The organism is Collinsella aerofaciens (assembly GCF_040910265.1).
GTDB lineage: Bacteria > Actinomycetota > Coriobacteriia > Coriobacteriales > Coriobacteriaceae > Collinsella > Collinsella aerofaciens_BK.
Window position 1 is genome coordinate 53,849 of the sequence record NZ_JBDGAW010000010.1, and the last position, 21,776, is coordinate 75,624.

Annotated in this window: 22 protein-coding genes; 20 read left to right on the forward strand and 2 right to left on the reverse strand. The window is 60.1% G+C overall.

The genetic code is table 11. The annotated features are described in order from the left end of the window. Positions 1 to 49: 49 nt before the first annotated feature. The 5 genes from AB5Z14_RS05815 to AB5Z14_RS05835 all read left to right on the forward strand — a co-directional run bounded on the left by AB5Z14_RS05815 (position 50) and on the right by AB5Z14_RS05835 (position 4,662). Positions 50 to 1,399: a replication-associated recombination protein A gene (locus AB5Z14_RS05815; protein WP_368130674.1), complete on the forward strand. Its 1,350-nt coding sequence runs from the start codon at positions 50 to 52 to the stop codon at positions 1,397 to 1,399. Positions 1,400 to 1,499: 100 nt separating this feature from the next. After that, a complete protein-coding gene (locus AB5Z14_RS05820; protein ID WP_161160184.1) occupies positions 1,500 to 2,090 on the forward strand; it encodes a hypothetical protein in 591 nt (196 codons plus the stop codon). Then, on the forward strand, positions 2,083 to 2,460 hold the full coding sequence (locus tag AB5Z14_RS05825; protein WP_022094590.1) for a hypothetical protein: 378 nt from the start codon (positions 2,083 to 2,085) through the stop codon (positions 2,458 to 2,460). The genes AB5Z14_RS05820 and AB5Z14_RS05825 overlap by 8 nt, the downstream gene beginning before the upstream one ends. 1 nt (position 2,461) lies before the next feature. Further along, positions 2,462 to 3,253 carry an RNA polymerase sigma factor SigF gene (locus AB5Z14_RS05830; RefSeq protein WP_022094589.1) on the forward strand — a complete coding sequence of 264 codons (792 nt, stop codon included), beginning with the start codon at positions 2,462 to 2,464 and terminating at the stop codon, positions 3,251 to 3,253. Further along, complete coding sequence (locus tag AB5Z14_RS05835) at positions 3,250 to 4,662, forward strand: AI-2E family transporter (protein ID WP_368130675.1); 1,413 nt, start codon at positions 3,250 to 3,252, stop codon at positions 4,660 to 4,662. Before AB5Z14_RS05830 ends, AB5Z14_RS05835 begins: the two co-directional genes overlap by 4 nt. 6 nt (positions 4,663 to 4,668) lie before the next feature. Here the strand turns inward: AB5Z14_RS05835 and AB5Z14_RS05840 are convergent, their stop codons facing one another. After that, positions 4,669 to 4,908 carry a hypothetical protein gene (locus AB5Z14_RS05840; RefSeq protein ID WP_271748248.1) on the reverse strand — a complete coding sequence of 80 codons (240 nt, stop codon included), beginning with the start codon at positions 4,906 to 4,908 and terminating at the stop codon, positions 4,669 to 4,671. A gap of 199 nt (positions 4,909 to 5,107) precedes the next feature. Here AB5Z14_RS05840 and alaS point away from each other — a divergent pair, with 199 nt between their 5' ends. From alaS to AB5Z14_RS05910, 14 genes are all read left to right on the forward strand, one after another. Continuing rightward, positions 5,108 to 7,765 carry an alanine--tRNA ligase gene (alaS, locus tag AB5Z14_RS05845; RefSeq protein ID WP_368130676.1) on the forward strand — a complete coding sequence of 886 codons (2,658 nt, stop codon included), beginning with the start codon at positions 5,108 to 5,110 and terminating at the stop codon, positions 7,763 to 7,765. A gap of 17 nt (positions 7,766 to 7,782) precedes the next feature. After that, a complete protein-coding gene (gene ruvX / locus AB5Z14_RS05850) occupies positions 7,783 to 8,211 on the forward strand; it encodes a Holliday junction resolvase RuvX (RefSeq protein ID WP_195192866.1) in 429 nt (142 codons plus the stop codon). Next, a complete protein-coding gene (gene mltG, locus AB5Z14_RS05855; RefSeq protein WP_368130678.1) occupies positions 8,204 to 9,574 on the forward strand; it encodes an endolytic transglycosylase MltG in 1,371 nt (456 codons plus the stop codon). Before ruvX ends, mltG begins: the two co-directional genes overlap by 8 nt. A 1-nt stretch (position 9,575) precedes the next feature. Further along, entirely contained in the window at positions 9,576 to 10,073 is a 498-nt protein-coding gene (locus AB5Z14_RS05860; RefSeq protein ID WP_117646451.1) for a YqeG family HAD IIIA-type phosphatase, read from the forward strand. 8 nt (positions 10,074 to 10,081) lie between these two features. Further along, positions 10,082 to 10,615, forward strand: coding sequence for a shikimate kinase (locus AB5Z14_RS05865; RefSeq protein ID WP_368130679.1), 534 nt, complete (start codon positions 10,082 to 10,084; stop codon positions 10,613 to 10,615). After that, on the forward strand, positions 10,612 to 11,721 hold the full coding sequence (locus tag AB5Z14_RS05870; protein WP_368130681.1) for a hypothetical protein: 1,110 nt from the start codon (positions 10,612 to 10,614) through the stop codon (positions 11,719 to 11,721). Before AB5Z14_RS05865 ends, AB5Z14_RS05870 begins: the two co-directional genes overlap by 4 nt. Positions 11,722 to 11,853: 132 nt before the next feature. After that, positions 11,854 to 12,984 (forward strand): M24 family metallopeptidase, encoded by a 1,131-nt coding sequence (locus AB5Z14_RS05875; RefSeq protein ID WP_117806185.1) that lies wholly within the window; start codon positions 11,854 to 11,856, stop codon positions 12,982 to 12,984. A 160-nt stretch (positions 12,985 to 13,144) separates the two neighbouring features. After that, entirely contained in the window at positions 13,145 to 13,708 is a 564-nt protein-coding gene (gene efp, locus AB5Z14_RS05880) for an elongation factor P (RefSeq protein ID WP_117799248.1), read from the forward strand. 24 nt (positions 13,709 to 13,732) lie between these two features. Next, the gene (locus AB5Z14_RS05885) at positions 13,733 to 14,095 is read left to right on the forward strand and encodes an Asp23/Gls24 family envelope stress response protein (RefSeq protein ID WP_006233982.1); all 363 of its coding nucleotides are present in this window, start codon (positions 13,733 to 13,735) and stop codon (positions 14,093 to 14,095) included. Positions 14,096 to 14,098: 3 nt separating this feature from the next. Next, entirely contained in the window at positions 14,099 to 14,686 is a 588-nt protein-coding gene (gene nusB, locus AB5Z14_RS05890; RefSeq protein WP_117769619.1) for a transcription antitermination factor NusB, read from the forward strand. A 2-nt stretch (positions 14,687 to 14,688) separates the two neighbouring features. Further along, positions 14,689 to 14,928, forward strand: a complete 240-nt coding sequence (locus AB5Z14_RS05895; RefSeq protein ID WP_006233978.1) for an exodeoxyribonuclease VII small subunit — start codon at positions 14,689 to 14,691, stop codon at positions 14,926 to 14,928. Positions 14,929 to 14,963: 35 nt separating this feature from the next. After that, complete coding sequence (locus AB5Z14_RS05900; protein ID WP_342996308.1) at positions 14,964 to 15,767, forward strand: TlyA family RNA methyltransferase; 804 nt, start codon at positions 14,964 to 14,966, stop codon at positions 15,765 to 15,767. Continuing rightward, positions 15,764 to 16,624 (forward strand): NAD(+)/NADH kinase, encoded by an 861-nt coding sequence (locus AB5Z14_RS05905; protein WP_271748241.1) that lies wholly within the window; start codon positions 15,764 to 15,766, stop codon positions 16,622 to 16,624. The genes AB5Z14_RS05900 and AB5Z14_RS05905 overlap by 4 nt, the downstream gene beginning before the upstream one ends. Beyond that, complete coding sequence (locus tag AB5Z14_RS05910) at positions 16,614 to 18,242, forward strand: DNA repair protein RecN (RefSeq protein WP_368130682.1); 1,629 nt, start codon at positions 16,614 to 16,616, stop codon at positions 18,240 to 18,242. Before AB5Z14_RS05905 ends, AB5Z14_RS05910 begins: the two co-directional genes overlap by 11 nt. Before the next feature lie 59 nt (positions 18,243 to 18,301). Here the strand turns inward: AB5Z14_RS05910 and AB5Z14_RS05915 are convergent, their stop codons facing one another. Then, on the reverse strand, positions 18,302 to 19,159 hold the full coding sequence (locus tag AB5Z14_RS05915; protein ID WP_368130684.1) for a MurR/RpiR family transcriptional regulator: 858 nt from the start codon (positions 19,157 to 19,159) through the stop codon (positions 18,302 to 18,304). Between the two features lie 272 nt (positions 19,160 to 19,431). Here AB5Z14_RS05915 and AB5Z14_RS05920 point away from each other — a divergent pair, with 272 nt between their 5' ends. After that, on the forward strand, positions 19,432 to 21,441 hold the full coding sequence (locus tag AB5Z14_RS05920) for a fructose-specific PTS transporter subunit EIIC (RefSeq protein ID WP_368130685.1): 2,010 nt from the start codon (positions 19,432 to 19,434) through the stop codon (positions 21,439 to 21,441). The last annotated feature ends 335 nt before the right edge of the window (positions 21,442 to 21,776 follow it).

Here is a 21,776-nt window from a genome sequence, read left to right on the forward strand (position 1 = left end):
TCGGTATACTGTTAGTGGAAAACGTATTTGATTAATACACGGGATGGCTATGGACGACCTTTTTTCTGCTTCGACGCGCGAGCGTTCCTTTCAGAATGCGCCGCTTGCGGTGCGCATGCGCCCCAATTCGCTCGACGAGTACGTGGGCCAGCAAAAGGCCGTCGGTAAGGGTTCATGGCTGCGTGCCGCGATCGAGCACGACGTGCTTTCGAGCGTGATTCTGTACGGGCCTGCCGGTACGGGCAAGACGACGCTGGCCCACATTATCGCCAACCATACCAAGAGCGAGTTTGTCGAGGTCAGCGCCGTCACGGGTACCGTGAAGGACCTGCGTCGTGTGATTGATGAGGCCAAGACGCGCCTGAATACGTACGACCGCCGCACCATTCTATTCATCGATGAGATTCACCGCTTCTCTAAGTCGCAGCAGGATGCCTTGCTGCATGCAGTTGAGAACCGTACCGTCATTATGATTGGCGCTACGACAGAGAACCCGTACTTCGAGGTCAACTCGGCACTGCTCTCACGTGGTCGCGTCGTGGAGCTTGAGCATCTGAAGGATGAGGATATCGCCACGCTTATTGAACGTGCGCTTGAGGCACCGCAGGGTTTGAACGGTAAGTTCTCGGCCGATGAGGATACGGTCAAGACCATTTGCACGCTGGCAGCGGGTGACGCTCGCTCGGCGCTCACGACGCTTGAGCTTGCGAGCGAGATTGCCGTCACGCGTCCCGATACCGAGGGAACGCCAGCGCCTGCGGCGGGGGAGCGCTATCCCATCACCGTGGATGACGTGAAGATCGCCAACCCGCGTCGCGGCTTTACGTATGACAAAAGCGGCGACATGCACTACGACATCATCAGTGCGTTTATTAAGTCTATGCGCGGTAGCGACCCCGATGCCACGATCTATTGGCTCGCGCGCATGATCGATGCTGGGGAGGATCCTAAGTTTATCGCTCGCCGCATTATGATTCACGCTTCTGAGGATGTTGGCAACGCCGACCCGCAGGCGCTTTTGGTGGCGCATGCTGCCTTTAAATCTGCTGAAGTTATTGGCTATCCTGAATGTCGCATTAACCTTGCACAAGCTGCGCTCTATGTGTGCTTGGCGCCCAAGTCCAATGCGTGCGAGGCCTCGATCGATGCGGCGCTAGCCGATATCCACAGCAGTGGTCTTCGCGAGGTGCCCAGCTACCTGCGCGATCGCCATCGCCCGGGCAGCGATGAATACGGTGTGTATAAGTATCCGCACGATTATCCCGAAGGCTGGGTCGATCAGCGCTATTTGCCCGAAGGCTTGGAACGCGGTGCATTTTGGCAGCCTGCCGGCCGCGGTTGGGAAGAATGGCGCGTAGAGCAAAGTGAACGCGACCGCAGCGGGAATGCACCGAAGTAGCTGCTGATAATTTTGTCCCACGTTGCTGCTCATGGCATGTTCGGTCCCCTTTGGGGTACCATGGAAACCGTCTGTATATCGATTCCTTTGGGAGGCTTGTATGAGTCCCATTCAAATCGCCCTGCTGCTGCTCGCTGTTGCCGGCGTGTGGGCCATCGTTGAGCTCGCGCTTACCCTGCGCAAGACCCGCACCGTTGTCGACTCGCTCGATAAGACCGTTAACGACCTCAACAACACCATCGCCGAGGCTCAGCCTGTGGTGGCAAAGCTCGATGGCGCTGTCGATGAGCTTACGCCGGCGCTTGCCCAGATGGAGCCGCTGCTTAAGTCGAGCAAGACGGCAGTTGATGCCCTTACCTCCAATCTCGTAGAGGTCGAAGCCGTGGTTCGCGACATTTCTGAGGTCACCGGTAGCATGGCCGAGGCCAGCAATGCTGTGTCGAGCGTGACTGATTCTGCGGCAGGTGCCGTGCAGAAACTCTTTAACAAGGTGAAGGCTCCCGCGGCCGACGCTGAGTGCAAGCTTTCCGCTGCCGAAGAAGCCGAGCAGCCGACCGAGCGTGTCCTGATTGGCGAAGCCGGGGACGATGTCGCTGCTGGTGACAATGATGCACAGAAGCCTGCTGCTAAAGCAGCCCAGTATTACACCTACACGCCCGCCGAGACCTCTGAGGAGTCCTGCGATGAGTAGCGAAGCAACTTGCCCCATTACGCTGACCGTTGCCGGCGACCCGCGTCTGGCGCGCCTTGTGCGCATGACGGCGGCAAATGTCGGTGCGCTCTGCTCCATGTCCGTCGATCGCATCGAGGACATTCGTATGGCTGCCGAGGAAGCATTTATTTTCGGCTGCACGGCTGTTGATTCCGATGACATCTCGATCAAATTCGATGTCGACGAATCTCACGTTGGCATGACCTTTACCTTTGGCGACCAGGCCACCGTCGACGAGGATGACCAGGCCGCTGTGTATGCCGAGCTCATTTTGGCGAGCGTGTGCGACTCCTACGAAAAGACTGCGGCGCCCCTGACGCTTTCCCTCGACCTCAAGGCGGATATCTAATATGACCGAACGTTCCCGGAGCGGTAAGACCGCTTGGGACAAGGAGAAAACCCGCGAGCTGTTTCGTCGCTATAAAGAGACCGGTGACCCGGACGCACGCGAGCAGCTCGTCATGTCCCACATGAACCTGGTAAGGTTTCTTGCCAACAAGTTTAAGAACCGCGGCGAGCCGCTCGATGACCTGATGCAGGTTGGTTATTTGGGCCTGCTCAAGGCTATCGACCGCTTTGACCCTGAGCGCGGACTCGAGTTCACCACGTTTGCCACGCCTACCATCTTGGGCGAGATTAAGCGTCACTTCCGCGACAAGGGCTGGAGCGTGCGCGTGCCCCGTCGCTTGCAGGAGCTCTCGGCCAAGGTCAACCAGGCTACCGATAAGCTCACCAACGAGCTACAGCGCTCGCCTAAGGTTGAGGAAATCGCTGAGTACTTGGACGTGACGGTCGATGAGGTGCTGGAGGCCATGGAATCGTCTTCGGCCTATACCTCGGTGCCCATCGAGGCTCCTGGTGCGTCCGATTCGGACGATGCCCCCTCGATTCTCGACCGTTACGCCGACGACGACAACGAGCTCGACTTTACCGATGACCGCCTAGTGATCGAGGAAGCCATCCGTGATTTCTCGCCGCGCGAGCGCGAGGTGATTGAGCTGCGCTTTGTGAAGGGCATGACCCAGATCGAGATCGCCAAGAAGCTGGGTATTTCTCAGGTACAGGTTTCGCGTCTGCTGCGCCGCACGCTTAAGAAGATTCAGGACAAGATCGACCCCGACGGAGTGATGATTCGTTCATGAGTGAGCACCCCCAACAAACCGATCGCGTGCTGCGCGACACCCGCATTCTGACGCTGCGCATTTGGGCTGTTGTCGGCTGCATTGTTATTGCTGCTGTCATCTTTAACCTTATGGGCATCCTGGCACCGGTTATTGAGTTTCTTGCCGTCGGCTCCATCATTGCTTTTGTGATGTCCCCGATCACCAACTGGCTCGAGCACCATGGCGTGAATCGCGGCATCGGTTCGCTTATCGCGCTTATTGTTGTTGTTGCCGTGCTCGTCGGTGTCGTTTGCATCTTGTCGCCGATTCTCTTTGGTCAGATCATGGAAGTCCTGAGCCGCCTGCCCGAGCAGCTTCGTGTTGCGGGTGGCGATCTCAATGAGATGATCTCGCATGCCAAGACGCTCAACAACACGCCGCTCAAGGAGTATTTGGACGATAACCTTTCGTCGCTTGTTACCGTGGCATCGAAGTATGTGTCTCAGATCGCTGCCGAGCTTGGCCGCGGTGTGTTCCCGCTCATCACCAATACGGCCTCGCAGTTGTTCGTGATCTTCCTTGGTCTGGTGCTTGCGTACTGGATGGCCTGCGACTACCCTCGCATGCACCACGAGATTTGCACCATCATCGGTCAGGAGAAGGAGACCTCGTACCGCTTTATGGTCGCCATCCTTTCTCGCTCTGTCGGCGGCTACATGCGCGGCATGGTCGTGACGTCCATCTGCGGTGGTTTCCTCGCCTTTATCGGTTTTATGATCATCGGCCATCCGTATGCGGCGCTCATGGCTATCTTTACCGGCATCATGCATTTGGTTCCGGTCGTCGGCCCTTGGGTGAGCGCAGCAATCGCCACAGTGCTCGGTTTCATGTTCAGCCCCATGTTGGCATTATGGACGCTCATCGTGACGATGGTCGCGCAAAACGTCACCGATAACGTGATTTCGCCTAAGGTTATGCAGAGCTCTGTACAGGTGCATCCTATCATGAGCCTCACGGCGCTCGTTATTGGCTCGGCACTCATGGGCCCCATCGGCATGATTATTGCCATCCCGCTTTGTGCGGCCCTCAAGGGTATCTTCGTGTACTACTTCGAGAATGAGACCGGCCGCCAGCTTGTGGCCTATGACGGCGCCGTGTTTAAGGGCACACCGTACCGCGATGCCGATGGCAACCCGGTCGCCGCCTACGACGCGCTCGGCGACGACACCTTCATCTATGAGTCCGAGCTCATCGGCAACGAGACCGCGCCCGAGGCCAAGGCTATGCCCAAACCCGAGCTCGATAACCCCTGGATCAAGCTCTCGGGTCTGCAACCCGATGCCACGGGCTTCTTCAAGAACCCCTTTGCCAAGGACGATGACTCCAACTCGGACGACGATACCAAAACCGGCATCGACGGCTCCATGGACGACTCGGATTCTAAATAGGTCCTATTAACGTTTCTTGAAGTTGTAAATTACAAGAAACGCGAGCAAAGCGATTGATGAGGGGCCGGCTACGTAGAAAAAGAGAACGTCAATTGCGCGTAGAGTGTAATAAGCCTTATCGCCGGACATTGCTGCATACAATACGTAGCCAAATGCTGGTTGGTTTGCGTACCAGCAGGAGAAGGCCAAGAGCGCTAAAAGTGCTACTACCAGAAGTGCATTCAGGACAAATCGCTTGCTTTTCATCGATCGCTCCTTTCGAGTAGCTCTTATATGTAATTCTACAGCAGTCATTTGTTTTTCAAAGACTTTGGCTGTCCTAAATAACATGCACTTTCCCTGGAGGGTCGCTGTTTGGCGGCCCTCTTTTTTTGCATGGGCGCGGTGGGATGGTAATATCGTTACGTTTGAACTGTTTCGATGTGAAACCGAGGAGATTCCCTCTATGAGTGCTGACTACCCGTCAATGACTACGGCCGAGATTCGCTCCAAGTTCCTCAACTTCTTTGAGGAGCGCGGTCTTAAGCTCTATCCTTCTTCGTCCCTCGTCCCCGACGATCCCTCGCTGCTGCTTGCCAACGCCGGCATGAACCAGTTTAAGGAGTACTACCAGGGTAAGAAGACCATGAAGGAGATCGGCGCGATCTCCTGCCAGAAGTGCGTCCGCACCAACGACATCGATTGCATCGGCGAGGACGGCCGTCACTTGTCGTTCTTCGAGATGCTCGGCGATTTCTCTTTTGGCGGCGTCTCCAAGGAGCAGGCTTGCGCCTGGGCCTTTGAGCTCATCACCAAGGAGTTCAAGCTGCCGCTCGATCGCCTGTACTTCACCGTCTTTACCGAGGACGACGAGACCCACGACGTGTGGCGTTCTCTGGGCGTTGCCGAGGACCACATCTCCCGCCTGGGTGAGGATGACAACTTCTGGGCCGCTGGCCCCACCGGCCCCTGCGGTCCGTGCTCCGAGATCTACTTTGACATGGGCGAGGAGGTCGGCTGCGGCAGCCCCGACTGCAAGCCTGGCTGCGACTGCGACCGCTTCCTTGAGTTCTGGAACCTCGTGTTTACCCAGTACGACCGCCAGGAGGACGGCTCCATGCCGGAGCTGCCGCACCGCAACCTCGATACGGGTATGGGTCTGGAGCGCATGGCCGCCATCATGCAGCACAAGACCGCTAACTATGACGGCGATCTGATGCAGCACCTCATCAAGCTGGGTGAGGAGATCAGCGGCAAGACCTATGACGCCGACGATTACTCCGGCGCCAGCCGTTCTCTTCGCATCATCGCCGACCACTCCCGTGCCGTCGACTTCATGATCTCTGACGGCATCCTGCCCGGTAACGAGGGTCGCGAGTACGTCCTTCGCCGCCTGCTCCGTCGTGCCGTATTCCACGGTCGCCTGCTGGGTATCGAGGGCGCCTTCCTGACCAAGTTCATCGACGAGGTCAACGCTCAGATGGGCGAGGCCTATCCCGATCTGCTCAAGAACGTCGCACTCGTCAAGGGTATCGTCGCCTCCGAGGAGGAGCGCTTCTCCACGACGCTCGACAACGGCCGCGTCTATCTGGACGAGGCCTTGGCAGCGCTTGCCGAGGGCGCCGTGCTTCCGGGCGATGTTGCCTTTAAGCTGCACGACACCTTTGGTTTCCCCATCGACCTGACCGTCGAGATCGCCGGCACCGCTGGCCACGATGTCGACATGGACGGCTTTACCGCCTGCATGGAGGACCAGAAGGCCCGCGCCCGCGCTAACGCAAAGGGCGATGCCTGGGGCAGCTTCAACGATGTGTGGGTCGAGCTTTCCGACAAGGTCGCAGCGACCGAGTTCGACGGCTATGACAACGATGTGATCGAGGGCGCCAAGGTTGTCGCCATCGTGCGCAACGGCGAGTCCGTCGAGTCCGCAGCCGCCGGCGAGGACGTCGAGGTCGTGCTCGACCGCACCCCGTTCTACGCCGAGATGGGTGGCCAGCAGGGCGATGCCGGAAAGCTTTCCGCCGAGGGCGTTGTTCTGACCGTTTCCGATACCAAGAACCATAACGGCCTGTATGCCCACGTCGCGCACGTTGCCGAGGGCACGCTGACCGTCGGTGCCGCTGTGACCGCCGCGCTCGACGCCGAGCGCCGTGGCTTCCTGCGCCGCAACCACACCGCCACGCACCTGCTCGACGCTGCCCTTAAGCAGGTCCTGGGCGAGCACGTCTCCCAGGCCGGCTCGCTGGTGACGCCCGAGCACCTGCGCTTTGACTTTACACACTTCGAGGCCCTGTCCTCCGAGCAGCTCAAGGCTGTCGAGGACCTGGTCAACCAGCAGATCTTCGCTTCCAAGCCGGTCGTGACCCGTGTCATGGGCATCGACGAGGCTAAGGCTGCCGGCGCTGTCGCTCTGTTTGGAGAGAAGTACGGCGATGTCGTCCGCGTCGTCTCCGTGGGCGCCGAGGACCAGCCGTTCTCCCGCGAGCTCTGTGGTGGCACCCATGCCGCCAATACCGCCGAGATTGGCCTGTTCAAGATCATTTCCGAGTCCTCCACGGGCTCCAATGTCCGCCGTATCGAGGCCGTGACCTCTAAGGGTGCCCTCGACTACATGGTCGACCGCCTGGCGCTCGTTGACGCCGCCGCCGCTGCGCTCAAGTGCCGCGTCGACGAGGTTCCCGCCCGCGTGGAGAACCTGCAGGCCGAGCTGCGCGAGACGTCCAACAAGCTCAAAAAGGCTCTGACCGGTGGCTCCTCCGACGCCATTTCCAGTGCCATCGAGGGTGCTGTCGAGCTCGGCGGCTACAAGCTCGTCGTCGCTGAGCTCCAGGGCCTTGAGGCTGCCGACCTGCGCAACGTATGGGATACCGTGCATCAGAAGGTCGCCGGCCCTGTCGCTTGTGTCGTCGCCAGCGTGACTGAGAAGGGCACTCCGGCCCTGCTCGCTGCCGGCTCCGATGACGCCGTCAAGGCCGGGTTCCACGCCGGTAACGTGATCAAGCAGATCGTGGGCCTGGTTGACGGTCGCGGTGGTGGCCGTCCCAACATGGCCCAGGCCGGTGGCAAGAACGCTGCCGGTATCGCCGATGCCCTCGCGGCCGCTAAGACCGCACTCGGCGCCTAAGAATCTAAGAAGTCACTGTGGTCGCGCTTGCGCTGGACATAGGGGAGACCAGGATCGGCATCGCCGTCTCGAGCCGTGATGGCAAGATGGCGATGCCCGTCAAGGTGCTCCCGGCTGCAGAGGTCACCGGTATGGCCAAGACGTTCCGCTACCTGGTCGAGGACTATGAGCCCGACATCCTGGTAAGTGGACGTCCCCTGACCATGGCCGGTGAGCCCGGCCCCCAGGCCGAGCGCGTTGCCTCCGTGGCGCAAAAGATTGCCGACGAGCTCGATCTTCCATTGGAGTTTGAGGACGAGCGTCTGTCCTCGCAAGAGGCCAAGCGTATCCTGCGCGAGCAGGGCCTCAACGAAAAGCAGATGAGGGGCAAGATCGACATGATTGCCGCCAGCCTGTTCCTGCAGACATGGCTCGATCGTAAAAACGAGGAGGTTCAGCATGCCTAGCGCTTCCGATCCGCGCCAGCCGAATCGCCAGGGGCAGCCCGCGCCGCGTCCTGTCCAGGCAGGTCAGCGCTCGGTGCAGCCGATGCCGCGTCCGGCTCAGCCCTGCTCGCATGCGGCCCGCCCCGCCCAGCGAGCGACTCAGCAGCCAACTGCCCGTACGGCGCAGCCCACTGGCGGCACTCGTTTTAAGCAGCAGGCTTCTACGCAACGCGCACAGGCTCCTCAATCGCAGCCTCATGCGCATCGCGCTCATGGTTCGCATGGCGTTGCTCCGGCGACCCGCTCGAGCTACAACACGCATGCTCGTCGCGGTGCTCAAAAGAAAAGCTCCCCGGTGCCTATGATTATCGGTGGCGTCGTTGCCGTGCTTGCGCTTGTCGCGATCGTTTTCTTTGTCGTGCCGGCCGTCAAGGGCTTCTTTGCCGGTGAGGATACGAAGGTCACGGCTGGTCAGCAGGTTGCGGTGACCATTCCCGATGGTGCTTCGGGCGATACGATCGCCTCGATTCTCTCCGAGAACCATATCGTTGAAAATCCCAAGGATTACTATGCGGCGGTGAAAAAGCTCAACGCCGATATGTCGCTCAAGCCTGGAACTTATTCGTTCACCACACTCATGGATGCGACCAAGGTTGTTCAGCAGCTCATGGAAGGTCCCAACGCGGACTCCAATGCGCTGACTATCCCTGAGGGCCTAACGGTCGATCAAGTCGCCGACCGTGTGGCCCAGGCCTACGACAGTATCTCTAAGGAAGACTTCCTCAACCAGGCCAAGGCCTCCAACTACGTGGACGACTATAGCTTCCTTAAGGGCGCCGCCAACGACTCGCTCGAGGGTTTCTTGTTCCCCAAGACCTATTCGTTGGGTGATTCGCCGACGGCCGATGACGTGATTCGCGCTATGCTCGATCAGTTTAAGACCGAGTACAAGTCGCTTGACTTTGCGAGCTGCGAAGCCAAGATCAAGGAGCGCTACGGTGTGGAGATGTCCGACTACGACATCGTCAACTTGGCCTCTATCGTTGAGCGCGAGGGCCTCAACGCCGATCAACGTGCGCACGTGGCTTCGGTCTTCTACAACCGCCTTGCCGGCAAGCTCGACGGTTTGCGCTATCTCAACAGCGATGCGACCATGATGTATGTCACCGGTGGTGAGGTTACCGCCGACGACCTGCAGAGCGATAGTCCGTATAACACCTATAAGCACGAGGGCCTGCCACCGACGCCCATCTGCTCTCCGTCGCTCGAGGCACTCAAGGCCACGTTAGAGCCGACCGACTCCGATGACCTATATTTCTACATTACGCAGGACGAGGAGTACTTCTCGCAAACCTACGAAGAGCATCAACAGTCTTGGAATTAGCATGAGGATTTTTAGCCCCAAACGATACGTTGCCTCGGTCGATCGCATCGACCTTGATACCCTGTGGGCCGACGGTAAACGCGCCATTCTGCTCGATCGCGATAACACGCTGGTGCCGCGCGACACCGAGCAGGTTCCCGCCGCGGTTTCCGCTTGGCTCGACGCTGCCCGCGCCAAAGGCTTTAAGCTGTGCATGGTGTCCAACAACTGGCATCGCGACCAGGTCATGAGCTCTGCACGCGAGCTGGGACTCGAGGCCATCAGCCACGCCATGAAGCCGGCGCCGTTTGCCCTCAAGGCGGGTCTTAAGCGCCTCGGCGCCACGGCCGACGAGGCGGTGCTGATCGGTGATCAGCTCTACACGGACGTGTGGAGCGGCAACTTCGCCGGCGTCGATACCATCCTGGTAAAGCCGCAGGCGACGCAGGACCTGTGGTATACGCAGATCTTCCGTATCTTTGAGCGCCGGGCCCTGCGCGACCTTCCCTGCGAGGAATAGGTCTCGTCATGCCCCAGCACACCAAACACGGCTGCGACCATATCTTCTTTATCGGCTTTTTGGGCGCGGGCAAATCGACGCTCGCGCGCAACGTCGGCACCATGTTTAAGCGGCGTTTTATCGATACCGACCGCCTCGTCGTGCGTCGTTGCGGCAAGTCGGTAACCGAGATTTTTGAGACCGAGGGCGAGGATCGTTTTCGCGAGCTCGAGACCTCGGCGCTCCGTTCGCTCCAAAGCGAGCGCAGCCTGTTGGTTTCGTGCGGGGGCGGTATCGTCGAAACGCCGGTGAATATTGAGCTGATGCACGAAATGGGTACGTGCGTGTACCTCGAGGGCGACTTCGAGGATTCGATTCGCCAGATTCGTCGGTCCGACACGCGCCCCGATTTCCGTTCGCCCGAGCATGCCGCGCGCCTGTTTGAGCATCGCCGTCCGCTGTATCGCCAGGCCGCCGACCTTACCCTTGATATTCGCAACAAGTCCTTCGAGGACGTTTCCTACCTTTGTGCCGAGATGCTTTTGGAGCGTGGGCTGCTATGATTCGCCGTCAACTGATCAATTTCCAAAACCGCAGCGTCGATGTCCGTGTCGGATTGGGCGCGTTCGATGAGCTGTCGCGCATGTTTGCCTCGGCCGTTGGCAAGCCTAAGCGCGCGATGGTCGTTTTGAACGACGTCACATCCGAGCGTTTTGGTGAGGTCGTCGAGCATGCGCTGGTCGACGCCGGTTTTGCCGTGTCGCCGCTAGTCCTCGAGGTTTCGCCTGCTGGTGCCACGCTGGCTGATGCTGATGCTATCTTTGGCGCCCTGTCTGCCAACGCCATTACCTGCGACGATCTAGTTGTCGCCGTTGGCGATGCCGCAACCTGCTCGGTTGTTAGTTGGTGCGCCAACCAGTGGTGTGGCCGAACCGAGTGCGCGCTGCTGCCGACAACCTTAGATGCCATGCTCACGGTCGCGACGACCATGAAGCCGCTCGTCGCCTCGTCGGCGGATGCGCTTCCCGCCATCGCGTTTCGTCCCGAGCCCGGGTTGGTCGTGTGCAACCTCGACCTTATTCGCGAGGCCAGCCCCGAGGACCTTAAGCTTGGCTATGCGGTGCTCGTGGGCACCATGCTTTCGAGCAGCAAGTCCCGCTGGAATCAGTTTACTGAGACCGTTCCCGAGATTCTCGCGGGCGAGGAGGTCGCGCTTGTCAATGCCGTTCAATGGTCTCAGACTGCCCGCAAGGACGTACTGATGGCCACGAACCCGAGTGCTCGCCATGCGCTCGATTTTGGCAAGACGGGGGCGCGTACCCTGCGCGCCTGCTTGGGCGATGCCGCTTCGCAGGTCCCTGCCTATCAGCTGTTGTCCGAGGGCATGCGCTTTGAGGCGCGCCTTGCCCACGACGCCTGCGACTTCGATATCGATTACGTCTTTGAGGTCGATGACTGCTTGGAGGACTTTGGTATCGAGGAACTTGCCTTCAATCTGGAGCCTGCCGCATATATCGAGGAGTTCCGCAAGCAGCAGTTTGCACGCTCGAACCGCAGCATGTTGCCGCTGCCCGCGGCACTCGGCGCCATTCGCCTAACGAACGTTGAGGACGAGGTTCTTGAGCGCCATGCTCACGCCTACTTGGCTTCTCGCAAAGAACTTCTCTAAGATTTATTGACATCCATCGTCTTTCGTATCATGTTGAGGGGCGGGTTTTCAATCGGTTGCGGATCGCATGCGATTCCGTCGTTCGGTTGAGACCCGTCCCGTCTTTATAGAGACAGCAAGAAAGGAATCTGCATGTCTGAGTTTGCTGCCGGTCCTGCCGGTCGTATCGAACGTGTCCGTGCCCTGATGGCCGAGCGTGGCTACGACGCCATCGTGGTGCGCGACGAGGCCAACCTTCGTTGGCTTACGGGCGTTAAGGGCGTCTTCGACTACACCTTCGAGTTCCCGCACGCTGCGTTTATTACGGCCGACCAGTGCCTGTTCCACACCGACTCGCGCTACCTCAACAGCTTTGAGGAGAACACGCCCGCCGGCAGCCCCTGGGTTTACGACATGGATGAGGGCACCATCCCCGGTTGGGTCGCCGGCAAGATCGCGGCCAACAAGTGCCGCGTCTGCGCTGTCGAGGACGACATGCAGATCAACTTCTACCAGGGCATTCAGCGTGGTCTGGAGGACCGCTCCGTCGCCTGCATGTTGCCACTGATGCACGACGACATCCGTAAGATGCGCGCCATCAAGGATGCCGAGGAGATCGAGCTCATGCGCCATGCACAGTCGATCACTGACGCCGCCTTCCAGCACATGCTCGGCTTTATTAAGCCCGGTATGACCGAGAAGCAGGTTCGCAACGAGCTCGAGAACTTTATGTTCGCCAACGGCGCTGACAGCCTTGCCTTCGGCTCCATCGTAGCGAGCGGTCCCAACACCGCCAACCCGCATGCCGTGCCGAGCGACCGTGTGATCGAGAAGGGCGATTTCGTTCTTATGGATTACGGCGCGGGCTACTGCGATTATCGTTCCGATATGACGCGCACCGTCGTGATGGGCGAGCCCACGCAGGAGCAGCTCGACCTGTATGCGCTCGTGCGCCGCACGCATGAGGAGTGCGTCGCTGCCATCCATCCGGGCGTTGAGGGCAACGACATTTTCAAGCTTTCCAAGAAGATCATCGGCGATGCCGGCTATGGCGATTACTACAACCATGGTCTGGGCCACGGCGTGGGCATCGACATCCACGAGCTGCCCAACTTCAACCGCAGCAAGAATATCATCGAGGTCGGCTCGGTTATCACCATGGAGCCCGGCGTCTACCTGCCCGGCGTGGGCGGCGTGCGCCTTGAGGACTACGGCGTGGTCACCGAGAACGGCTACGAGCCCTTCACCAAGACCCCGCACGACCTGCACGTTATCGACTGCTAGTCTACTTCGGTAGACAGTTTGGGGCGGGGCGTTCGGATCGATTCGGACGCCCCGCGTTCTCTTTTTATGCGCTCGCCGCAGGCGCCGTCTGCAAGTGTATAATTTCTGTCGTATGTAATTTGGACGCTTGTGCGTTCTGCCCATAACAAGAAAGGTCGCTATGCCTACCATTTCTACCGCCGACTTCAAGAACGGCCTCGGTCTCCGCATCAAGGACAAGGTCTACACCATCGTTGAGTTCCAGCATGTCAAGCCGGGCAAGGGCGGCGCGTTTGTGCGCTACAAGACCCGCGACATCAAGAGCGGCCGCGTCGTCGAGAACACCTGCAACGCCGGCACCAAGTTCGAGAGCGTCATGCTTACCACCCGTGAGTTCCAGTATCTCTACAACGATGGCACCGACTACATCTTCATGGACAACGAGTCCTATGAGCAGGTTCCCGTTCCCGAGGACATGGTGGGCGAGAACTCCAAGTGGCTGCGCGAGAACGACGTTTGCCAGCTGCTCTTCGCCGACGATGAGCTCATGGGCGTGACCCCGCCGATGTTCATCGAGACCACCATTGTCCAAACCGACCCGGGCTTTAAGGGCGACACCGTCCAGGGTTCCACCAAGCCGGCCACGATCGACACCGGCGCTGTCATCCAGGTCCCCATGTACCTCAACGAGGGCGAGGTCATCAAGGTTGACACCCGCGACGGCAAGTTCGTCTCCCGCGTCTAGCAACCAAATCTTCTAGGAGGATTCATGCCCCAGGAAATCAAAATTGACGGCATCGGCATTTCGCCCGATGTTCTGACCGCCATCGTCTCGCGCGCCGTGTCCGATGTCGAGGGCATCGCCTCCGTTGGCGTCAAGGACCTTGCCACCAACCTTGTCTCCATGATGCTCTCGTCCAAGGCCCCGGCTTCCGAGCCGGCGGTCGAGGCCGAGGTCGTCGGCGACAAGCTCGCACTCACCGTGCGTGTCGTGGTGTTCTTTGGCTATCCGTTCAAGAAACTCGCCGAGGCCGTTCGCGCCGCCGTGGTCGCCGCCATCGATGCCCAGGTGGGCGTCGAGGTTGAGCGTGTTGACGTTTGCATCGACGGCCTCGTTTTCCCCAAGGAGTAACCTTTGAGCCTTAAGGTTTATCGCGGGCGTACGCTTGCCCGCAGTCAGGCGCTGCAGCTGCTGTTCCAGGCCGAGGCCACGGACAGCCCGCTCGAGCGCGTCCTCGAGGGTGATTTCCTGATCTCGAAGGGTCCCCTCGACCCCTATGCGTTGGAGCTGTGCCGCGGTGCCTACGAGCATATCGACCGCATCGACTGCGCTCTGCGATCCGTTGCCAAGAACTGGGATCTTATGCGCATGCCCGGCGCCGACCGCAATCTGCTGCGTATCGCCGTTTACGAGATGCGTTTCCTCACCGACGAGGAGGTCTCGGACGCCATCGTGATCAACGAGGCTGTCGAGCTTGCCAAGGCCTATGGCACCGACCAGTCCGCGTCGTTCGTCAACGGCGTGCTGGGCAAGATCGCTCGCAGTGAGGAGCTGCCGGGCGAGGACCTGTACCAGGAGCTGCTGGCCGAAGATCGCGCTCGCGAGGAGGCGCAGGCTGCCGAGGCTGCCGCAAAGGTTGCAGCTGCTCAGGCCGAGGCTGGCGTGCTGGCCGAGGGCGCGGACGCTGCTGAGGCCGTCGAGGCCGACTCCGTCGAGGAGTAGCCATGCCAGAGGGTTCTGTCCGCAACTTTGACGAGATCTCGGACCGTCTGGATCAGATCATCGCTACCGTTCGCTCCAAGGATACCTCCTTGGAGCGTTCGCTCGATCTGTTTGACGAAGCGATTGAGCTGGGCTCCCGCGCGGTCGATATGGTCGACAAGTTTGAGTTGACGCCGCGTGAGGCCGACAAGCTCGAGCAGGAATACGATGAGGATGCGGCAAACGAATCCCAGGATAGCTAGGCCACATCTCCGGATACGAATGGTTGATGGCATTCATGAAACGTGTGCGTCTTGATGACGAACTGATTTCACAGGGCATCTGCGCCGATCGCGCGGATGCCCTTCGCACTCTTATGGCCGGCTTGGTCTCGAGTGGCGGCGAGCGCTTGACTTCGCCGGGCCTTAAGGTGACCCCGGGCCTGCCGCTGCACGTGAAGGGGCGCATTCCCTATGTTGGCCGCGGCGGTCTTAAGCTCGAAGGCGCGCTTGATGCGTTTGGCATCAATCCGACGGGCCTTGCCTGTCTGGATGTGGGCTGCTCTACCGGCGGCTTTACCGATTGCCTGCTCAAGCGCGGAGCTGCGACCGTTGTCTCGGTGGACGTGGGTCGCGCCCAGTTCGATTGGTCGCTGCGTCAGGACGATCGCGTGACGCTGCATGAGCGCACAAACGTGACGCAGCTGCCTGAGCTTGGCTATGCCGGCGCCATCGACCTGGCTGTGTGTGATGTCTCGTTTACCAGCATCGCGAACATTATCGATGCGGTGCTGGCGTGCCTGGCGCCTACGGGTGCATTCTGCACGCTCGTAAAGCCGCAGTTTGAGGCTCCGGCGGCGCTGGTGGGCGAGGGCGGCATTGTGACCGATCCCGCCGTGCGCCGCGATACACTCGTTGCGGCAGTTGAACTCTTTGCCTCCAAGGGGCTGTTCCCGGTCGATGTGTGCGTGTCGCCCATTCATGGTGCCAAGGGCAACGTTGAGTTTTTCCTGTACGGCACGAGATTTGCCCCCGGTGAACGTGCCGACGATGAGCTGCAATCCCAGGTATCGGTTTTGAGCGAGAAAGCTGCAACGCTATGAAGGTCTTTCTGGTTCCCAATTACTACAAGCAAGAGGCGGTCGAGAGCGGCCTGATGCTCGAGCTTTGGCTGACGCGCCAGGGCTATGAGGTCGCATGGGCTGCCGACCAGCGATCGAAGATTCAAAGTACGCCTGATATTGACGGCTCCGATCTGGTCATTACGCTCGGCGGCGACGGCACGCTGCTGCGCGCTGCCCGCATCCTCAACCATCGCGAGATTCCTATCCTCGGTCTTTCCTATGGTCACCTGGGCTTTTTAACTGCTGCGAGCCCCGAGGAGCGCGACATTCTTAAGGTCGTGAGCGACGCCCTTTCCGGCGAGCTGCACGTGAGCCGTCGCGCCACCATCGCTGCGGATATCGTGTCCGTGCGCGAAGACGGTACGAAGGATGTCGTGCGCACCTTCGCCCTCAACGACATGGCGCTTACCCGCGGTCCGCTGTCCGATATGGTCGAGTTCGACATCACGGTGTCGGGCCACCATATCGATCGACTGCGTGGCGACGGCGTGGTCGTGTCCACGGCGACTGGTTCTACGGGTTACGCACTCAGTGCCGGCGGCCCCATCGTGAGCCCCGACTATACGGGCATGGTCTGCGTACCCATTGCGCCGCACACCATTCAGGCCCGTGCCTTCTTGACTTCGCCGAGTGATGTCGTCGAAATCTTTATGTCCGATGATCGCCCGAGCGTGCCGGCGATCGCCATCGATGGACAGTTTATTACCTGCGATGGCACGGTCGAGAGCGTGGCTGTGCGTCGCGGTCCCGGCGATGTGCTGCTGCTGGATTACGGCCCCGAGAGCTTCTATAACTCGGTGAGCCGTGTGTTCTACGGAGTGCGTCATGATCGATGAGCTGCAGGTTTCTAACATTGCACTCATTCGCGAGGCGACGCTGGTGCCGAGTGCCGGCCTGACTGTCCTGACCGGCGAGACCGGCGCCGGCAAGACCGCACTGCTCTCGGCCCTCAAGCTTATTTTGGGCGAGCGTGCGGATTCGTCGACGGTGCGCGAGGGCGAGGCGCTGGCGAGCGTCGAGGCGCGACTCTTCGACGGGCCGCACGACACGGAAGGCTTCACGGTCCAGCGCAGCCTTTCTGCCGAGGGCCGCAGCCGCGTGAAGATTGACGGCCGCATCGCCAGTGTGCGCGAGCTTTCGGAGCGCGTTGGCGTGATGATGGATCTGTGCGGCCAGCACGAGCACCAGCGCCTCCTCGACCCGGCGCATCATGTTGCCATGGTCGATGCCTGGGCAGGGCGCCCGGCACTCGAGGCGCTGGATGCGTACCGCGCCTGCTTTAAGGCATCGCGTGCTGCCGCCAAGGAGGTTCGACGTGTCGAAGAGGCCTCGCGTGCGCAGGGGAGCCGCGTCGAGGAGGCGCGCTTTGCCCTCGAGCGCATCGGCGAGGTCGACCCCAAGCCGGGCGAGTATGAGGAACTCGAGGAACTGCTGCCGCGCTCCGAACATGCCGAGGTACTGGTTGCCACGGCTAACGATGCCCATGCATCGCTTGCCGCCGAAGGGGGAGCGCTCGATGCCGTGAACAGCGCCGTGGCAGAGCTTTCCCGTATGGCTACCGTCGATCGCAAACTGGGTGACATTGCCGATGCGCTTTCGGATGCCTGTATCTCCCTTGAGGATTGCGCGAACGAGCTTCGTTCCTATCGCGATGGCGTCGCCTTCGACCCGCGCGAGCTCGCTCGCATGCGTGAGCGGTATTCCGACCTCAAGGGCCTGCTGCGCCAGTGGGGTCCCACCATGGACGATGTCTTTGCCATGCGCGATCGCTCGCAAGAGCTGCTGTCCCTGGTCGATGATGGTGATGAGCAGATTAAAAAGGCACGTGAGGCACTCGGGAGCGCCGAGCGCGACTTGTTTGCAGCTGCCAAGGCGCTTAAACGCGCACGCAATACGGCGGCCCCGCGCTTTTGCCACGAGGTCGGCCGTCAGATGGCTCGCTTGGAGATGGGTGGCGCCGAGCTCGTGTGGGAGTCGCGCGATCAGCCCCGCGCCGAGTGGACACCTGCAGGTCCTTCGAGCTATGAGCTGCTATACCGCAGCGGCGCTGGTCTGACGCCGCGTCCCTTGCGTCGCATCGCCTCGGGTGGCGAGCTCAGCCGCGTCATGCTGGCGAGCAAGGTTGTCCTCGGTAACGCGGACGGCGTCGATACGCTTGTGTTCGACGAGGTCGATGCCGGTGTCGGCGGCTCGACGGCGCGTGCCCTCGCGGGCGTGCTGGCAGATCTCGCTGCTACGCATCAGTTGATTGTCGTAACCCACTTGGCGCAGGTCGCCGTCATGGCTGACAAGCATTATGTTGTCAGCAAGGAACCGGGCGATGTTCCCCAGACGCATTTGGACGAGGTAACCGGTGAAGCGCGTATCGCCGAGATTGCCCGCATGTTGAGCGGCGATCAGTCCGAGGCAAGCTTGGCCCACGCCAAGCAGATGCTCGAAGAAGCTCGAGGTTAGGTCGTATCAGCGGTGTTGGTGGGACAAAATAGACTGAATTTTTTGTCCCACTACGCGTTTTACTCAACGACCTTATCCGGCTGGATGAGCTCCTCGTAGTAGCTGATGTGTTCGCGGGCATCCTCGATTTCGGGCAGCAGGAAGTTGTAAATGACCTCGATGATCATCGTTGCGCTGATCTTGGAGAATGCAAAGTCGCCCGTGGTAAGCAGTGCCTCGTGGTTCACGGTATTAAAGGCGTAGTCGGCCAGGCGCGCAAGCGGGGATTTGTTGTCGCCGCTGATGACGACCACGGTGGCGCTAGCCTCGCGCGCGGCCTTGGCCATACGGTTGAGGCGCCGCGACTTACCGGAGTTCGAGATCAGCACGATGACGTCGCCGGGCTTCAGGGTCAGGGCAAAACCGATTGCGGTCTCGCTGATGGTGCTTGCCATGCAGCGAAGACCGAGCTGCGAAAACTTAAAGGTCGCATCGAGCGCAACGGCGTTGGTGTTGCCTACGGCCGCAAACTCAATAACGCCGGCATTCTTGAGCGCATGTACAACGGCAGCCAGTGTATCGTGATCAATGCCGTCGATGGTCGCATTGAGCTCGCTCACCTTGGCAGCCAGGATGTTCTTAAGGCTCTGCTCCATGTTGTCGAGCGAGACCTCGTCGGTCAGTCCCTCGTTACGCTGGCTTTCCAAGTCGCGCGCCAGTGAAAACTGGAAACTGCGGAAGCTGCCAAAGCCCAGCTTGCGGCAAAAGCGCGAAACGGTCGCCTCGGAGGTCGCAGCGGCTCGTGAGAGCTGGGCGGCCGTCAGGCGCGGCGCCTCGGACTGGTGCTCCAGAATATAGTCGACAATGCGCTGCTCGGATTCGCTGTATCCCTTATGGGTGCTAATGAGGGAGAGCGCGCTCTTGCTGCTATCGGTCATGGATGGCTCCTGATTGGCGTGAAAATCGAACTTGATTTGCAATGCCATAGTATACGGGCATTTTCAATTACAAGATACACCTTGCCGTTTCAAGCGTTGATGGTAAACTTTCACCTACCGTTTACGGTTATGAAAGAACCTTTCACCGGAGAATTGCGCCTTGTCTCTTCTCACGCGGACGGTAGGTTGGTATCTTTCAGTTGTGGAAAAGCGCGCAAGGACGCGCGTGTAGGGGAGCGCCTGCGGGCGCAAAACTTAAAAAGGAGGGACACATGGCTAAGTTTGACATCATCGCCGCCACCGGTTGCCCGACCGGCATTGCGCACACCTTCATGGCGAAGGAGGCGCTGGAGAAGGCAGCTGCCGAGCGAGGTCTGACTATTAAGGTCGAGACCCATGGCCAGGTCGGTGTCGAGAACGAACTCACCAAGAGCGAGATCGCTGGTGCCAAGGCCGTCGTCGTCGCGGCCGATAAGGATGTCCAGGCGGAGCGTTTCGCCGGCAAGCGCATGGTTTCCGTTGGTGTTTCCAAAGCCCTGTCCGTCGAGGCCGCCGGTAAGCTGATCGACCGCGCGCTCGCCGCCAAGGGTGACGACTCGGTTGCGGCTGCTGCCGATGTCGAGGATGAGGTCGAGGAGAAGGAGTCCATCGGCCACATCATCTACAAGCACCTCATGAACGGCGTCAGCCACATGCTGGTCTTCGTCGTCGCTGGTGGTGTCCTGACCGCCGTCTCGTTCCTGTGGGGCATCACGTCCTTCGATTCGACGGCGTCTGACTACAACAGCTTTGCCGCTATGCTCAAGATCATCGGCGGCATCGCCATGAACCTCATGGTTCCCGTGCTTTCCGCCTACATCGCCGAGTCCATCGGCAAGCGCCCGGCGCTCGTCCCCGGTTTTGTTGCCGGTATGATCGCCATCCAGGGCCTGCCCGTTAACGCCGAGACCGGCATGATCGACGCCGGCGGCGCCGGCGTGGGCTTCGGCTTCCTGGGCGGCATCGTCGGCGGTTTCCTCGCTGGCTATGTCATCTTGCTGCTCGAGAAGGTCTTCTCCAAGCTGCCCAAGAATCTGGACGGCCTCAAGGCTATCTTCCTGTACCCGCTGTTCTCGACTGCCATCGTCGGCCTGGTCATGCTCGGCATCTCCGGCCCCATGGCTGCCATCAACACCGCCATGATGGACTTCCTCAAGGGTCTGTCTGCCTCTGGCGCCATTGTCCTGGGCCTTGCCATCGGCTGCATGTGCGCCGTTGACATGGGCGGCCCGGTCAACAAGGCTGCTTACGTCACCGGTACCGCTATGCTCACCGAGGCCCTGGCCGCCGGTGTCGGCACCGACACCTACAACTTCGGCACCAACTTCATGGCTGCCGTCTCCGCAGCTTGCATCGTTCCGCCGCTGATCACCACCTTCGCCGTCGTTGTCGGCAAGAAGTACTTCAGCCAGGAGGATCACGACGCCGGTATCGTCAACCTCATCCTTGGTTGCACCCACATCACCGAGGGCGCCATTCCGTTCATGACCAAGAACATCTGGCCCGTCATGCCCATCATGATGCTCGGTTCCTCTATCGCCTCGATCCTGACCATTATGTTCAACGTTCACGATCCGGCGCCTCATGGTGGCTTCCTGGTCCTGCCCGTTGTCGAGAATGGTCCGCTGTGGGTCCTCGCGATCCTCATCGGCGCTGTGGTCGGTGGCATCCTGTTCGTGGCCTTCAAGAAGTACGACTTCGAGAAGAACCAGAAGGCAGCTCCCGCCGCCGCTGCTCAGCCGGTCGAGGCCCCCAAGGCCGCTGCCGTCGAGGCCCCCAAGGCCGAGGCTGCCGACTTCGTGAAGGTCGAGAACGTCTTTGTCGCCGAGGACTTCGCTTCTCGTGACGAGGCTCTGAGCTTCGTTTCCAACCAGGCTGTCAAGGCCGGTATCGCCAGCGACGCCGACGCCGTGATGAACGCCTTCCTGGCCCGCGAGGCCGAGGGCACGACGGGCATGATGGAGGGCTTCGCCATCCCGCATGCCAAGTCCGACGCCATTACCGAGGCTGCCGTCATCGTCGTTAAGGACGAGTCCGGCGTGACCGGTTGGGATACCATGGACGGCGCTCCTGTCAACGTGGCCATCGCTCTGCTCATCCCTGGTGCACAGGCTGGCACCACGCACCTCAAGATCCTGTCCAAGGTCGCCGAGGCGCTCATGGACGAGGACTTCCGTGGCACCGTCAAGGGTTCCACCGACGCCGTCGAGATCGCCAAAACGATCAACGCCCGTCTGGTCTAATTTCACGGTACGCGAATAACATCGCCCCCTGTATATAAGGCGGAGTCCCTCTCCAGGGCCTCCGCCTTTTTCATCCCCAAATAAGTTGCGGTGAAATAGGGACTGTTTAAACGATTCAACCCATAATTCAGTCCCTATTTCACCGCAACTTATGGGAGGGCATAGAGGGGGGGCTGCCTATCGAGTCTTTGTCGCGAACAGATCCTCAGCCAGAATTCCGTTCCGCCGATATTGCTCTGGACCGACCGAGTTTCCGCAGCTCGCCCGCCGGGCGGGGCGGTTAAGTTTGTTGCTCTACAGTCCTGCGCAAGACGGAAAGCACATTAAGTGCTTTC

What these genes read in the sequence shown, in the direction of transcription:
- AB5Z14_RS05900 (WP_342996308.1), top strand. Translation starts at nt 14,964, where the DNA reads ATGAAACGTGTGCGTCTTGATGACGAACTGATTTCACAGGGCATCTGC.
- AB5Z14_RS05870 (WP_368130681.1), top strand. Translation starts at nt 10,612, where the DNA reads ATGATTCGCCGTCAACTGATCAATTTCCAAAACCGCAGCGTCGATGTC.
- AB5Z14_RS05835 (WP_368130675.1), top strand. Translation starts at nt 3,250, where the DNA reads ATGAGTGAGCACCCCCAACAAACCGATCGCGTGCTGCGCGACACCCGC.
- alaS (WP_368130676.1), top strand. Translation starts at nt 5,108, where the DNA reads ATGAGTGCTGACTACCCGTCAATGACTACGGCCGAGATTCGCTCCAAG.
- AB5Z14_RS05825 (WP_022094590.1), top strand. Translation starts at nt 2,083, where the DNA reads ATGAGTAGCGAAGCAACTTGCCCCATTACGCTGACCGTTGCCGGCGAC.
- AB5Z14_RS05860 (WP_117646451.1), top strand. Translation starts at nt 9,576, where the DNA reads ATGAGGATTTTTAGCCCCAAACGATACGTTGCCTCGGTCGATCGCATC.
- AB5Z14_RS05895 (WP_006233978.1), top strand. Translation starts at nt 14,689, where the DNA reads ATGCCAGAGGGTTCTGTCCGCAACTTTGACGAGATCTCGGACCGTCTG.
- AB5Z14_RS05920 (WP_368130685.1), top strand. Translation starts at nt 19,432, where the DNA reads ATGGCTAAGTTTGACATCATCGCCGCCACCGGTTGCCCGACCGGCATT.
- AB5Z14_RS05865 (WP_368130679.1), top strand. Translation starts at nt 10,082, where the DNA reads ATGCCCCAGCACACCAAACACGGCTGCGACCATATCTTCTTTATCGGC.
- mltG (WP_368130678.1), top strand. Translation starts at nt 8,204, where the DNA reads ATGCCTAGCGCTTCCGATCCGCGCCAGCCGAATCGCCAGGGGCAGCCC.
- AB5Z14_RS05820 (WP_161160184.1), top strand. Translation starts at nt 1,500, where the DNA reads ATGAGTCCCATTCAAATCGCCCTGCTGCTGCTCGCTGTTGCCGGCGTG.
- AB5Z14_RS05915 (WP_368130684.1), bottom strand. Translation starts at nt 19,159, where the DNA reads ATGACCGATAGCAGCAAGAGCGCGCTCTCCCTCATTAGCACCCATAAG.
- AB5Z14_RS05910 (WP_368130682.1), top strand. Translation starts at nt 16,614, where the DNA reads ATGATCGATGAGCTGCAGGTTTCTAACATTGCACTCATTCGCGAGGCG.
- AB5Z14_RS05840 (WP_271748248.1), bottom strand. Translation starts at nt 4,908, where the DNA reads ATGAAAAGCAAGCGATTTGTCCTGAATGCACTTCTGGTAGTAGCACTT.
- efp (WP_117799248.1), top strand. Translation starts at nt 13,145, where the DNA reads ATGCCTACCATTTCTACCGCCGACTTCAAGAACGGCCTCGGTCTCCGC.
- AB5Z14_RS05815 (WP_368130674.1), top strand. Translation starts at nt 50, where the DNA reads ATGGACGACCTTTTTTCTGCTTCGACGCGCGAGCGTTCCTTTCAGAAT.
- AB5Z14_RS05875 (WP_117806185.1), top strand. Translation starts at nt 11,854, where the DNA reads ATGTCTGAGTTTGCTGCCGGTCCTGCCGGTCGTATCGAACGTGTCCGT.
- AB5Z14_RS05905 (WP_271748241.1), top strand. Translation starts at nt 15,764, where the DNA reads ATGAAGGTCTTTCTGGTTCCCAATTACTACAAGCAAGAGGCGGTCGAG.
- AB5Z14_RS05830 (WP_022094589.1), top strand. Translation starts at nt 2,462, where the DNA reads ATGACCGAACGTTCCCGGAGCGGTAAGACCGCTTGGGACAAGGAGAAA.
- AB5Z14_RS05885 (WP_006233982.1), top strand. Translation starts at nt 13,733, where the DNA reads ATGCCCCAGGAAATCAAAATTGACGGCATCGGCATTTCGCCCGATGTT.